The 13,518-nt window shown below is 58.1% G+C and carries 15 protein-coding genes; 4 read left to right on the forward strand and 11 right to left on the reverse strand.

The window, feature by feature from the left end; all coding sequences use genetic code 11:
* Positions 1–59: 59 nt before the first annotated feature.
* The 3 genes from ACQQZ8_RS12180 to ACQQZ8_RS12190 all read right to left on the reverse strand — a co-directional run bounded on the left by ACQQZ8_RS12180 (position 60) and on the right by ACQQZ8_RS12190 (position 2,451).
* The gene (locus ACQQZ8_RS12180; RefSeq protein WP_431710065.1) at positions 60–671 is read right to left on the reverse strand and encodes a hypothetical protein; all 612 of its coding nucleotides are present in this window, start codon (positions 669–671) and stop codon (positions 60–62) included.
* 197 nt (positions 672–868) lie between these two features.
* Entirely contained in the window at positions 869–1,153 is a 285-nt protein-coding gene (locus ACQQZ8_RS12185) for an HU family DNA-binding protein (RefSeq protein WP_431710066.1), read from the reverse strand.
* Positions 1,154–1,455: 302 nt separating this feature from the next.
* Positions 1,456–2,451 (reverse strand): SDR family NAD(P)-dependent oxidoreductase, encoded by a 996-nt coding sequence (locus ACQQZ8_RS12190; protein ID WP_431710067.1) that lies wholly within the window; start codon positions 2,449–2,451, stop codon positions 1,456–1,458.
* A 90-nt stretch (positions 2,452–2,541) separates the two neighbouring features.
* Here ACQQZ8_RS12190 and ACQQZ8_RS12195 point away from each other — a divergent pair, with 90 nt between their 5' ends.
* A complete protein-coding gene (locus tag ACQQZ8_RS12195) occupies positions 2,542–3,165 on the forward strand; it encodes a DUF1992 domain-containing protein (protein ID WP_431710068.1) in 624 nt (207 codons plus the stop codon).
* Positions 3,166–3,281: 116 nt separating this feature from the next.
* On the opposite strand, the gene rpsN is transcribed toward ACQQZ8_RS12195, so the two are convergent.
* The 8 genes from rpsN to ACQQZ8_RS12235 all read right to left on the reverse strand — a co-directional run bounded on the left by rpsN (position 3,282) and on the right by ACQQZ8_RS12235 (position 9,232).
* On the reverse strand, positions 3,282–3,587 hold the full coding sequence (gene rpsN / locus ACQQZ8_RS12200; RefSeq protein ID WP_431710069.1) for a 30S ribosomal protein S14: 306 nt from the start codon (positions 3,585–3,587) through the stop codon (positions 3,282–3,284).
* 3 nt (positions 3,588–3,590) lie between these two features.
* Positions 3,591–3,761, reverse strand: a complete 171-nt coding sequence (rpmG, locus tag ACQQZ8_RS12205) for a 50S ribosomal protein L33 (protein ID WP_054821834.1) — start codon at positions 3,759–3,761, stop codon at positions 3,591–3,593.
* Position 3,762: 1 nt separating this feature from the next.
* Entirely contained in the window at positions 3,763–3,999 is a 237-nt protein-coding gene (rpmB, locus tag ACQQZ8_RS12210; protein WP_431710070.1) for a 50S ribosomal protein L28, read from the reverse strand.
* Positions 4,000–4,345: 346 nt separating this feature from the next.
* Complete coding sequence (locus ACQQZ8_RS12215) at positions 4,346–4,828, reverse strand: MarR family winged helix-turn-helix transcriptional regulator (RefSeq protein ID WP_431710071.1); 483 nt, start codon at positions 4,826–4,828, stop codon at positions 4,346–4,348.
* 157 nt (positions 4,829–4,985) lie between these two features.
* Complete coding sequence (locus ACQQZ8_RS12220) at positions 4,986–5,786, reverse strand: ABC transporter permease (protein WP_431710072.1); 801 nt, start codon at positions 5,784–5,786, stop codon at positions 4,986–4,988.
* 9 nt (positions 5,787–5,795) lie between these two features.
* Positions 5,796–6,728 (reverse strand): ABC transporter permease, encoded by a 933-nt coding sequence (locus ACQQZ8_RS12225; protein ID WP_431710073.1) that lies wholly within the window; start codon positions 6,726–6,728, stop codon positions 5,796–5,798.
* Positions 6,725–7,876 (reverse strand): ABC transporter ATP-binding protein, encoded by a 1,152-nt coding sequence (locus ACQQZ8_RS12230; protein WP_431710074.1) that lies wholly within the window; start codon positions 7,874–7,876, stop codon positions 6,725–6,727. The genes ACQQZ8_RS12225 and ACQQZ8_RS12230 overlap by 4 nt, the downstream gene beginning before the upstream one ends.
* A 117-nt stretch (positions 7,877–7,993) precedes the next feature.
* A complete protein-coding gene (locus ACQQZ8_RS12235) occupies positions 7,994–9,232 on the reverse strand; it encodes an ABC transporter substrate-binding protein (RefSeq protein WP_431710075.1) in 1,239 nt (412 codons plus the stop codon).
* A gap of 266 nt (positions 9,233–9,498) precedes the next feature.
* On the opposite strand from ACQQZ8_RS12235, the gene ACQQZ8_RS12240 reads away from it, so the two are divergent.
* The 3 genes from ACQQZ8_RS12240 to ACQQZ8_RS12250 all read left to right on the forward strand — a co-directional run bounded on the left by ACQQZ8_RS12240 (position 9,499) and on the right by ACQQZ8_RS12250 (position 13,517).
* Positions 9,499–9,972, forward strand: coding sequence for an Lrp/AsnC family transcriptional regulator (locus tag ACQQZ8_RS12240; RefSeq protein WP_431710076.1), 474 nt, complete (start codon positions 9,499–9,501; stop codon positions 9,970–9,972).
* Positions 9,969–11,351, forward strand: coding sequence for an aspartate aminotransferase family protein (locus ACQQZ8_RS12245; protein WP_431710077.1), 1,383 nt, complete (start codon positions 9,969–9,971; stop codon positions 11,349–11,351). The genes ACQQZ8_RS12240 and ACQQZ8_RS12245 overlap by 4 nt, the downstream gene beginning before the upstream one ends.
* Positions 11,352–11,564: 213 nt before the next feature.
* A complete protein-coding gene (locus tag ACQQZ8_RS12250; protein WP_431710078.1) occupies positions 11,565–13,517 on the forward strand; it encodes an acyl-CoA dehydrogenase family protein in 1,953 nt (650 codons plus the stop codon).
* Position 13,518: the final 1 nt, after the last annotated feature.

Here is a 13,518-nt window from a genome sequence, read left to right on the forward strand (position 1 = left end):
TCCACCCTTGGCCATGGTGGCCGTAGACCGGGTGCAGTGCCGGTATTGATGGGCTGTGGCTAAGCGGAAATCAATACCTGCAGCGGAGGGCCGCGAAGTAATGGCAGAAGCGTTCGCGACTGGGGGCGAACCGGCTGCTCATCCCAGGCCGTAACCTGTTGCCTGGTGACCGGCAGACCCATCGCACGAAGCACCGTCAGGATGCGTCGGACGGTGGCAAGGCTAAAGACTTCAGCCAGCACCAGCACAATCCGTTCTCCTTGGCGCAGCAGGAAAATACTCACCACCGCCGCTAAGAGGTGAGCCAGAATCATGGAGTCAGCTTCATTGGGTCCACCCTGCGTCACCACGTTGAGCGAGGTGACATGGTGTGCGTGCGCACCAGTAGCGTTCGTAGTGACCAGCTGATGCGCGGGATGCGACATCACCGACATCGCGAAATGGTACAACCCTTGGCTCAGCAGCACCACCAAACTAGTGCCAAGCAGGGTGAATTTGCGACTTAGAAGCGCCATAGCGATCACGGCCGAGACACAGGTGATCAGTAGCATGATCATTCCCGATGCCACGGTTGGGGTGGCTTGGGCGTGTGCGGCAAAGGCTGTCCAGGAGCATACCGCGGCAGCAATCCATCCGCGTATGACGCGCGGCGCTGCGGAACGGATCTGCATGCTTTCCTTTGCTGGCCCTACTGGAACAACTACCGAATTCTATTCTACGTCAGGTAGAAGCTAGTCGGAAATATCATTTCCGGGCCCTGTACGGATCCGCCGATAGCGGGCAGTGACAAAACTAGGGCGGGGATTCCCGCTTAGGAGAATCCCCGCCCTACTGAAACCCCAAGGGGTTACATAAGTTTTAAGGTCGACTACTTCTTAGCGACAGCAGCCTTCAGCTTCGAGCCAGCGGTCAGCTTGACCGAGTGGCCTGCTGGGATCTGGATGGCTTCGCCGGTCTGTGGGTTACGGCCGGTGCGAGCGGCACGATCGGTGCGCTCCACTGCCAACCAACCTGGGATGGAAACCTTCTCGCCCTGGGAGATCTGCTCGACGAAAACTTCGAACACGGCATCCAGCACACCGTTGACGGCAACCTGGGAGTTATCGGTCTTTGCTGCAACAGCAGCAACAAGTTCGCTACGGTTCATAGCCAATGTATGGTCCTCCTGGACTAGTTTTCCTTGGCCCGTTTAAGCCTTGGACGCCGCACGGTCGCGCGGACTTCTAAAAACTGAACTTATCAAATGAATCAGGGCAAAACGCCCAAAATCACCGGAAATCTAGGGATTTTTTTGCGGATCGGAGAAATTTCACGCTCAGCGGAGCTTTGATTGAGGTAAATGGAGCACCGTGATGTGTTTTAGGACACTTCGTTGCGTCTGCTCGGACCTCGCAGATCGTCCGCCTCGTTAGTCTGAACGCAGGCAAATGATCGGATCATGTACCTTGGGTGCGCTCAAAGTTGGAAGGGATCCCGTCCATCGTTAGCCTCGATAAACATCTGCCAGACCGGGTCAAGTAACCTCTTCCGTCGGGTCAGATTCGCTGGTTTCACCAACCAAGCTGGCCCCTTGCTGATCCCGCGGGGGCCGATGTACACACCATGGTCAGTGCGATCAAGACCGGGGTTCAGTGCGGCTTCAACAATGGGTACCGCGCCTTGATGCTTGCCTTGGGCAAAGCCCGATTGCAAGCGTCCGATGAATCGTTTAGCAAAATCTGGCTCATTGACCCCCGGGATCGTCACGCTCAAGCCGGAAAGTGAATACCCCGGATGCACCGTGATGGACCGGGCGGGCCAGGACAGTAGCTTGAGCCGGTGATCGAGCCCCAAACCAAAGGATTGCAAGGCAGCTTTTGATTGGGCGTAGGCGCGATAAGAACTGTACCCGTGGTGTAGCTGCATGTTCTGCGGGTTCGCTGGAAGGATATGGGTGGCCATTGAACCCACAGTGATTAGCCGCAGTGCTCGTTGTTGGAACTGTGCGGCAAGTTTTCCCACCAACCGCGCATGACCCAGATAGTTGGTGGACATCACCAGCTCAGCTCCCGAGGAATCTTCTTGGCGTTGCCGAGGGGTGTGGATGATTCCCGCGTTCGCAATGAGAATATCTAACTCCGCCTCCGCTAGCTGGGTTGCCAGTGCATCCACGGAATCATAGCGGCTGGTATCCAGCGGCAGGATAGATAGCTTGGCTCCGGGCACGCGTTGCTCGATACTCTGCCGGGCACGTTGGGCACGTTGCTGGTCACGGCAGGCCATGATGACTTCCGCGCCACTGGCTGCCAAGGCCAAACTAGTGAAATACCCCAACCCTGCATTGGCTCCGGTGACCAGAGCACGCTGTCCCGCACCCCAACCATTCCAGCGTGAACGATTCTCATGCACCGAAGGCAAGGCATCACCGTGGCCGAGTTGGAGCAATGATCCGTAGCGTACAGCGCTTTTCATGCCTCCCACGCTACTACGCAGGGTTTGCACATCCTCGGCTTGAAGCACCGGGTGTTGCCTGCGAACAACCGAAGGTGACACGATAGTGAGATGAATTCCGAGTCCAAATATCCCGAGCGAGATGCGGCCTTGAACGCCGCACGGTACCGGATGGAACGCTCGGCAGAGGATCCCTTGCCGGTGGACGAGTATGCCGAGAAAACAGGGCGCAACCTAGGAAACGAGAAGCCTCGTACCCCCTTGCAGATGTATGCCGAAGATGAGGCGTGGGAAGTGGCAAATAGCGCCCTCGATGATGCATTCGCGCGCGGGGAATTCGATAATCTTGCTCTCGCTGGGCAGAAGATTGACCACCTGACCGGCACCAATGATCCGGACTGGTGGGTCAAGGGAATGATGCGGCGGGAGCAGATTAGTGGGTTGGGCCCGCCGGCATTGCTGTTGCGGGTGGAGGATCAGCATCTAGACGAAACCTTGGATCGCTTCGGCGATCAGCAACAGGTACGCGAACACCTGCAGGACTTCAATCAGCGAGTCATCGAGGCACGTCGGCAACTTCAAGGAGGGCCACCAGTAGTCACCGACTTACGGGATGTTGACCACGAAGTCGCACAGTGGCAGTTACGCCGGCAACGCCAACCGGCCGAAGACCAAACCAACGCTTCCGCTGCCCCGGCACCGAAACGACGCTGGTGGCGACGGGCCCGAGATTAACCCGCTTTCCGTGGCTGGCGCAGTTTTTCAGGCAAAAAACGAACACCGTGATCACTTCCCCCAAGGGAAGTGATCACGGTGTTCGCGTGTGGGGTTAGACCCCGAAGCTTTGGTGCTTACCAGGAAGACTTAGTAATGCCCGGCAGCTCACCACGGTGAGCCATGTCGCGGAAGCGAACACGGGAGATACCGAACTTCTGGAAGGTACCGCGTGGACGACCATCGATCGAGTCGCGGTTGCGGACGCGAACTGGGGAAGCGTCACGTGGCAGCTTCTGCAGACCAACGCGTGCAGCCTCGCGGGCTTCGTCGGTTGCGTTCGGGTCAACTAGGGTCTTCTTCAGTTCGAGGCGCTTCTCAGCGTAACGCTCGACGATGACCTTGCGCTGTTCGTTCTTTGCGATCTTGGACTTCTTGGCCATGTCTTAGCGCTCCTCTCGGAATTCAACGTGCTTACGGACAACTGGGTCGTACTTCTTCAGCACCATACGGTCTGGGTTGTTACGACGGTTCTTGCGGGTCACGTAGGTGAATCCGGTACCGGCGGTCGACTTCAGCTTGATGATCGGACGAACGTCCTTATCCTTCTTTGCCATTTTAGAGCTTCACACCCTTCGCAAGCAGGTCGGTGATGACTGCGTCGATACCGCGCACGTCGATCAGCTTCATGCCCTTGACGGACACGTTCAGGGTTACCTTGCGGCGCAGGGAAGGCACGTAGTAGGTCTTCTTCTGCACGTTTGGGTCGAACCGACGCTTAGTGCGACGGTGCGAGTGGGAGATGCTGTGTCCGAAGTTCGGAACTGCACCGGTCACCTGGCATACAGCTGCCATGATCACTCCTCAGTTAGTAGTAGTAAAATTTGACGGTACTCGCGCGTAATGCAGGACTAATCCCACATCACTGATGCGTTAGTGAGTCCCGCCAACCAGTGAAACACCGTTAATACTGCACACTATGAAGGTAACCAGGCTGGGTGAGAACCAACCGAAGCGCCTTGAAGTATGTAAGACGGTGAACTTCGAGATCTGTCGAGCATTTTCCCCGTACTCGGGCGATCGCGATATTCGGTATTACGGGCTACGCGCACACCTGTTGCCACCGAAGCCGGGGCATCACGACGCGCACGATTAACGCCTACTTATGATAGCCAGTTAATCTCCGGCAAACCAAATCGACTTAGGCCGGATCGAGGATCCAGTGATCCTCGTCCAGCTGCCCAACAATTTTTCGAGTAATCCTCGTCAAGTCCTGAACGTCCTTGTCATCTAGGGAATCGAAGACCAACGCGCGCACGGTGGCCACGTGGTGTGGCGCCATTTGCACCAACACGTCCCACCCCTTGGTAGTTAATGAGGCGATCTTCACACGAGCATCGTCCTTGGACTGCAGGCGCACCACCCAGCCGCGGGCTTCAAGCTTCTTCACCACATGCGACAAGCGCGAAAGCGAAGCACTCGTGCGAGCAGCCAGTTCGGTCATACTCAAGTTGCGTTCCGGAGCCTCGGAGAGCATGGCCAGCATGTGATAGTCAAACAAGGTGATCCCCTGCAACGCTTGCAGGTCGGTGTCGAGTACCCCTGGCAATAAGGTGCACAGGCTATGCAGCCCAAGCCATGCTTCGCGTTCCTTGTCGTTCAGCCAGGCCCGCTCGTCGTCCATTGCTAGATTCCTCATCCACTAGTGTTCCGATCCACCCACAAGGTGACTTCCAACAGTACAGTCTAGACGTTCAGGCCGGGACCGAAGGAGTATTTCAAGAAGATGGGTTTATTTGGGCTATCCACTCGACCTGATGAACCGGTCGGCGCGGCGAGCGCTAAGCGGACTTCGCCAGCGCTTTGCGTCTGCGGTAGGCCAACACCTGTGAGGTGATCACCACCAGCAGGGCGAGCAGGAACATAGCTGATCCGATGACATTGGCTTGGGCCGGAATACCGCGGGTGGCTGCCACGTAAATGAACTTCGGGAAGGTTTGGACGTTGCCGGAGTTGAAGTTGGTGATGATGAAATCGTCGAAGCTCATGGCGAAGCTGAGCATGGCCGCGGCGATGATGCCCGGGAGCAGCAGCGGGAAAGTCACAGTCCAAAAGGTGGTGCGCGGGTTCGCGTATAGATCCGAGGCTGCTTCTTCTAGCCGCGGGTCCAGTGAAGAGACGCGGGCGCGCACGGTGACGATGACGAAGGCCATACAGAACACCACGTGTGAGATCACGATGGTGGTGAAGCCCAATTCCCAACCGAGATTGAGGAACTGTGCGAGCAACGCGGCCCCCAACACCACTTCGGGGGTCGCGAGGGGAAGGATGATCAAAATGTCGCTGGCGTCGCGAAACCGAAATTTATAGCGCACCAGGCCGAGGGCCACGCAGGTTCCCAGAGCCGTGGCCACCACCGTGGCCAGCAACCCGATCTGCAGGGAGTTGGCTAACGATTCACAGACCGCGGGCGCTCCGCAGGGGTTCTGCCAGTTAGCCCAGGTAAAGCCGCGCCACTGCAAGTTGGTGCGCCCGGCATCGTTAAAGGAGAAAACGAAGATGTAGGCGATTGGCACTAAAAGGTACACAAAGGCCAGCCCGCCGAGGATGGGGATGATCCAGCGTCCAAGTTTGCGTCGCATCAGGACCTCCTAGAACAGTTCTTTGGTGCCAAAGCGCCGGATATAGATGATCACCAGAATCAGAATCGATATCATCAGTACGAAACTCAGTGCCGCGGCGCCAGGGTAGTCGATGACGCGGAAGAACCGTGAGTCGATCACTTGACCGATCATGGTGGTATTGCGGTTATTGCCAAGCAAGGCCGCGTTGATGTAGTCACCGGCGGCCGGGATAAAGGTCAGCAGGGTTCCGGCAAACACCCCCGGGGCGGACAGCGGCAGGGTCACTTTCCGAAAGGTTGTCACCGGGCTGGCATAGAGGTCCCCGGAGGCTTCCAGCAGTCGAGTGTCCAGCCGGTCCAGGTTCGCGTAGATCGGTAGCACCATAAAAGGCAGAAAGTTATAGGTCAGGCCGGCGACCACGGCCAATGGGGTCGCGGTCAGATGTCCGTCTGGGGGAAGCAGCGAGATCGCTTTCAGGCTCTGAGCGATAATCCCTTCATCGGCCAGTATCTGTTTCCAGGCTTGGGTTCGCAGGATGAAACTGGAGAAGAACGGGGCGATCAGTAAAACCAGCAAGATCCCCTTGAGGAGTCCTTGTTGGCGTAGTCGAACGGCCACCAGATAGGCCATCGGATAACCGATCAGCAGGGCCAGCACGGTGGCGATGAGCGCGAATCCGAAGGACCGCAGCAACACCGACCAATAGGTTTCCAGCACCACCGCGTAGTTGCTCAATTGCAAAGCCGGAACGAACTCGCCGATCTCGGCACCCGGTGGCTTGGTGTAAAGGGACATCGCCAACAGGACAAGCACCGGTAACGCGAAGAACAGCGCCAGTACGATCATCCCGGGGAGCACCAAATAGAGGCCGGTGCGTCCCTTGCGACGTACGGCCCGAATCTCGTCGCGGCTACGCAAATCGGCGCGCTGGCCACGTCTGGTTTTCAGCTGCCCGCTCATAGCTGTTGGACCCCATCGGTTTCACGATCGCTGCCGGGTAGACCAAAGGTGTGGACCGGGTCCCATGACAGGTAGACACGTTGGCCGACCTCGCCAGGTTGTTGTCCGCGGTTTTGCGAAAAGGTTCCCAGCGTACCGATTCCCGGCACCTCGATCAGGTATTCGGTGGTGGTCCCGGTGAATGAGGCGTCCTTGACGATTCCGTTGAGCTTGTTCAGTTCCGGATTGCTCTCCTCCACCGCGGTGATCTGCAGTTTTTCCGGACGCACTCCCACCACGATTTCTCCGCTTGTTTCCACAGCCCGTGAAGCGGGTAGGAGAATCCGGTTCCCCGCGACATCCACACTCAACATTAGGCCACTGGCCTGACTGACCATGCCGCGCATCAGGTTAGATTTGCCCAAAAAGTTAGCCACAAAAGCGGTACGTGGCAGCTCATAGAGCTCCCGCGGCGGCCCCATTTGTTCGATCCGGCCCTCATTCATCACCGCCACTTCATCGGCCATGGTCATGGCCTCTTCCTGATCGTGGGTGACATGGATGAAGGTCAGCCCCACCTCGGTCTGGATGGTTTTCAACTCCAGTTGCATTTGCCGGCGGAGTTTCATATCCAGCGCGCCTAGCGGCTCATCGAGCAAGAGCACCTGCGGGCGATTCACGAGGGCACGGGCCAACGCGACACGTTGCTGCTGACCGCCGGAGAGTTGGACTGGTTTGCGGCTGGCTAAGTGGCCCAGTTCAACCATCTGCAGGGCGGCCTTGGCCTTAGGGGTAGCTTCGCGGTCTTTCTGACGTTTCAGCCCGTAGGCCACGTTTTCCAGCACGGTCATGTGGGGGAACAACGCGTAGGACTGAAATACCGTATTCACCGGTCGTTTATAGCTGGGTAGCTCGGTGACATCCTGCCCGGCAATGGAAATACTGCCTTCGCTGGGCGCTTCCAAACCTGCGATCATGCGCAAGGTCGTGGATTTTCCGCATCCCGAGGGACCTAGCAGTGCGAAGAATTTTCCGGAAGGAACTTCCAAATTCAACTGGTCCACAGCTATGAATTCGGCAAAGCGTTTGGAAATGTTGCGCAGGGTCAGGTTCGCGCCCTCGGATCTCGGGTGGGCCGGAGTTACTGCATTTTGAGTTTCTGTGTCCATCTGACCTCTACCTCAATAACGGCGTGGAAGCTGGTTCTGCACAATATGTGGAGCTGGTTGCTGGCAGGTCGCAGTTGCCAGCAACCAAGAAGAATCCCCGGTGGCGAGGTGGGCGCGTTAGGCACCGATCGCTTGCTGGAATTCGGAGGTGAAGGAGGTTTCTTCCTCGGGCTCTAGGGAACGGAACGCGAAGACGTGCTGCAGATCTTCATCGGTGGGGAAGATCAACGGGTTGTCCATGAGTTCCGGGTCAATGGCTTCCATCGCTTCACGGGCACCGACTACCGGCGAAATGAAGTTGACGTAGGCCGCGACCTGGGCGGCGACTTCTGGCTCATAGTAGAAGTTCATGAGCTTCTCGGCGTTGGTCTTATGCGGTGCAGCGACCGGGACCATCATGTTATCGCTCCATAGGGTGCCACCACCTTCGGGGATCACGAACTCCCACTGGTCATCATTCTCAAAGTTCATCTGCACAATGTCCCCTGACCAGACGATCCCGGCGATGGCGTCCCCAGAAATGAAGTCCTCCTTATAGGAGTTGCCCTTCACCTGACGGATCTGCCCATTGGAAATGTTCTCCCGCAGCACATCCAGTGCGGCCGCGAACTCGGTTTCGCCCCATTGCCCGGACAGATCCACCCCGGCTTCGAGAAGCAACAACCCCATGGTGTCGCGCATTTCATCGAGTACCGTGATCCGCCCCTTCAGATCCGGCTGCCACAGATCGGCTACCGACTTCAGCCCCTTCGGGAAGCGTGACTTATTCCAGGCGATCCCGGCATAACCCGACTGCCAGGTCAGCGAATGCTGTCGCCCGGCATCGAAGTCCACATCCTGCAGGTTGGGCAGCAGATTAGACAGGTTGGGAATATTGGTATGGTCCAGTTCTTGGGTGAACCCTTGGCGGATCATGCGCCCGGCCATCCAGTCAGTCAACGTGATGATGTCTTGGCCGATGTCCTGTCCGGCGGCCAGCTGAGCTTGTACCTTGCCGTAATAGGTGTCATTGCCATCAATGTCTTCGGAGTAGTTCACGCTGATCCCGCTTTGGGCTCTGAACTGTTCCAAAGTTGGATAGTTCTTGGTCGCATCGTCATAGTCCAGGTATAGCGTCCAGTTGGCCCAATTGACGACCTTTTCGGTGTCCGACAGATCGGTGACATCCACCGGTGCCGCGGAAGTTGCCCCACCCCCACCGGTTCCTCCGGTTCCGCATGCGGCCAGCAACCCGGTGAGCCCCAGGGCACCAGCAGCGCCCAACACCGAGCGGCGTGACATTTGTCGGGAGGCGAGCATGCGCGCTAAGGCGCGAATCTGTGGATCTTCGGGTGGTCTTTTTTGCGAGTGAGACATGAGGTTTCCTTTGCTAGCAAAGTTCAATAATGAAGAATGTGAGCTAGACCACAAAGTGATGGTTGCGCTCATCATTCCAGTAAATCCGGCATGAAACAAGAGTTGCACCGAAGAAATCGGGGCATCGTTCTGTAAAATTCAACGAAATCTTTTTCGAACCACTACTTCCGCAACTGTTTCCGTGGATGTATGGTCATTCGTAGGCTCTGCCTGCCCCTTGTGGGCGGGGTAGAACGTCTGCCTGCTGACCGGGAGGTCGATGAGAAATGACGATTGCGCACAACGGTGGCTCGGCTCAAGGAATCGATGAGATCTCCAAACAGATCATCGAACAACTCCAAGAAGACGGCCGTCGATCCTATGCCGCGATCGGCAAGGCGGTGGGACTGAGCGAGGCGGCGGTACGTCAACGCGTGCAAAAACTGGTAGATAACCGGACCATGCAAATTGTTGCCGTGACAGATCCGCTGCAACTGGGCTTCACCCGCCAAGCGATGATCGTGATCGTTAGCAATGAACACATCAACGACACCGCAGAGCGCGTCGCGGCACTACCCGAGGTCGATTACTGCGTGATTACCGCCGGTCCCAGCGATATCTTGGCCGAAGTAGTCTGCGCCAACGATGCGGACCTGCTTCGCGTTGTCAGCGAAATCCGCGCTATCGAAGGTGTTCAAAGCACCACCACCTATATGTATCTTTCACTGAAAAAACAGGAATACAACTGGGGAACACGATGAGCACAACTCCACGCGGCACCGACCGCCAACAAGCCGCCCGCGATCACCTATGGATGCACATGGCCCGCCATTCCGGGCTGATTGCCGGCGGAAAGGTTCCGATCATCGCCCGCGGCGAAGGCCACCATATTTACGATGACCAGGGCAAAAAGTACATTGATGGGCTGGCCGGATTATTCGTGGTCAACGTCGGACACGGGCGCAGCGAACTGGCCGAGGTGATGGCCAAACAGGCCGAAAAGTTAGCCTTCATGCCGCTCTGGTCTTATGCCCACGAACCAGCAATCGACTTGGCCGAACGACTGGCCAGCTATGCCCCGGGAGACCTGAACCGGGTGTTCTTCACCACCGGTGGCGGCGAAGCAGTTGAATCAGCCTTCAAACTGGCCAAACAACATTTCAAGATGAAAGGTAAGCCAGGCAAAACCAAGGTGATTTCGCGCGCCTTGGCCTACCATGGCACCCCCCAGGGTGCCTTAGCGATCACCTCACTACCGGATATGAAAACCCCCTTCGAACCGCTGGTGCCTGGCACCTTCCGGGTGCCCAATACCAACTTCTACCGGGCCCCGGAAATGTTCGCCGATAACGAGAAGGACTTCGGGTTGTGGGCCGCCGAACGCATCCGCGAAGCCATCGAATTCGAAGGAGCGGATTCGGTGGCCGCGGTCTTCTTAGAGCCGGTCCAAAATTCTGGTGGCTGTTTCCCACCCCCACCGGGCTATTTCGAACGCGTCCGCGAAATCTGCGACGAGTACGATGTCTTGCTGGTCTCCGATGAGACGATCTGCGCCTTCGGTCGGATCGGTTCGATGTTCGCCTGCAATGACTTTGGCTATGTCCCCGATATCATCACCACCGCCAAGGCCATCACCAGCGGTTATGTGCCGCTGGGCGCCATGGTGGTCTCCGACCGGCTGTTCGAACCCTTCACCAAGGAGCAGAATACCTTCTACCACGGGTACACCTTCGGTGGGCATCCGGTAGCTGCCGCGGTGGCCATGGCCAATCTGGACATCTTTGAACGCGAGGGCCTGAATGAGAACGTGATAAACAACGCCGACAAGTTCAAAAGCACCTTGGAGAAACTCAAAGACTTGGACATCGTGGGCGATGTGCGCGGTGCCGGCTACTTCTACGGCATCGAACTAGTGAAGGACAAAACCACCAAGGAGACCTTTAACGACGAGGAATCCGAACGGTTGCTGCGCCAATATCTCTCCCCTGCCCTCTGGGAAGCCGGGCTTTATTGCCGAGCCGATGATCGCGGAGACCCGGTGATTCAGCTGGCGCCACCAGTCACCATTGGCCAGAACGAGTTCGATGAGATCGAATCGATCCTGCGCGCAGTGCTCGGCCAGGCGATGGCAAAGCTCTAGCCGCCACGCAACATCGCGCCCGGCGGGTCCCCCGAACAGGTGGGCCCGCCCGGGCCGCGGGGTTGCTCCGGCACAGCTCAGCGGTGGGTAGCCGCACCGAGTCTGTGTTCCCCCTACCGGATCGGCTGGTTCGGCGCTAGGCTGGGTGCACCCAATTCGGTACGGCATCTCTGCTGTTCACCGGCAGTGCTGCACTGGTGCAAAGGATCTGCCATGAACCAACCTGCCGGAAACTCGGCCGCCCACGTCGATGCGGCCCGCGCTCGCGAAGTCGCCGAAGAATCCCGGGAGCAAGACTGGCAGCGTCCCAGTTTCGCCAAAGGTTTGTACATGGGCGAGGTAGATTTCACACTCATCGATCCTTTCCCACAACCAGAGCCGCAGGCTGCCGCGCGCGGCGCACAGTTCTTGGACCGGTTGCAGACCGTCATCGATGAGATCGACCCGCGGATCATCGAAGCCGAAGCCCGGGTGCCCGATGAGGTGATCAGCGCGCTACGCGAAATCGGCGCCTTCGGCATGAAAATCCCCCGCCAATACGGCGGTCTCGAACTTAGTTTGCTGGATTATGGTCGTGCCCTGCAACGCATCGGTTCGCTCAGCCCGGCGATCGGAGCCCTTCTCTCAGCTCACCAATCCATCGGGGTGCCCGAACCGGTGAAGAGTTTCGGCACGCCTGCGCAAAAACAAAAGTACTTGCCCCGCTGCGCCGCCGGAGCGATCAGCGCTTTCCTTTTGACCGAAAACGATGTGGGCTCCGATCCGGCGCGGCTGGGGACCACCGCCGAACTCAGCGCCGATGGAACGCACTACGTGATCGAGGGAGCCAAGTTGTGGACCACCAACGGGGTGGTCGCCGAACTGCTGGTGGTGATGGCCGCCGTCGAACCACACCCGGCCCGAGGCGATACGCCCGAATCCAAGGGTGGAATTACCGCGTTCATCGTTGAGGCCGACAGCCCGGGCATCACCGTGGAGAACCGCAACAGTTTCATGGGGTTGCGCGGCATTGAGAACGGGGTGACCCGTTTTCGCTCGGTTAAGGTTCCGGTTGCGGACCGGCTCGGCAAGGAGGGTAGCGGCCTAAAAATTGCGTTGAGCACCCTGAACACCGGGCGCTTGTCGATCCCGGCAATGTGCGCCGGAGCTGGCAAATGGGCGACGAAGATCGCCCGTGAATGGTCCGCTGCACGCGTGCAATGGGGTCACCCGGTCGGCAAACATCAGGCCATCGCCGCCAAATTGTCCTACATCGCCGCCAGCACCTACGCCTTAGAAGCGGTTTTTGAACTCAGCGCTTCACTGGCCGATGCAGGGATGAAGGATGTGCGCCTCGAGGCTGCTTTAGCCAAACTTTACAGTTCCGAGGTCGCCTGCCAGATCGCCGATGAGCTCCTCCAAATCCGCGGCGGCCGCGGCTACGAAACCGCCGAATCCCAAGCCGCGCGCGGCGAGCGCGCCGTCCCGGTAGAGCAACTGGTCCGAGATCTGCGCATTAACCGGATTTTCGAAGGATCCACGGAGATCATGCACCTACTCATCGCCCGTGAGGCGGTGGATGCACATCTGAAAGCCGCAGGAGATCTAGCCAAAGCGGATGCCAGTTTAGAACAAAAAGCCAAAGCCGCGCTGGGCGCGTCTGGTTTCTATGCCAAATGGTTGCCGCAGCTGGCGCTGGGTACGGGGAATCTGCCCAACGCTTATGCCGGGCATGGCCCACTGGCTAAACACCTGCGTTATGTGGAGCGTGCCTCACGACGCATCGCCCGGCAAACCTTTGCCGGGATGGCCCGCTGGCAAGCGGCTATGGAACGCCAACAGGTGTTTCTCGGGCGCCTGGTGGACATTGGTGCCGAGCTCTTTGCCATGTCCGCGGTGATCACCAAGACTCACGCCCTGGAAAGTACGGCGGCCCCGGAGCACGCCTCCGCTTTGGTCTTAGCCGAGGCCTTCTGCGAACAGGCCACCGCACGCTGCGAGGAACATTTTGAGCGACTCTGGGATCCCACCACTCAAAGCTCTGAGAAGGTGGCCACGCAGCTGCTGGAGGGCCAGTTCAGTTGGCTGGAAGACGGCGTGCGCGATGTGTCCGAAGGGACCGGCCCGTGGATCGCCGAGTGGTCAGATAGCCCTCAGGAAGATTTACGCTGGCCCTACGGACAGTAAC

Source organism: Glutamicibacter uratoxydans (assembly GCF_050753455.1).
GTDB classification, from domain to species: Bacteria; Actinomycetota; Actinomycetes; order Actinomycetales; family Micrococcaceae; genus Glutamicibacter; species Glutamicibacter uratoxydans_A.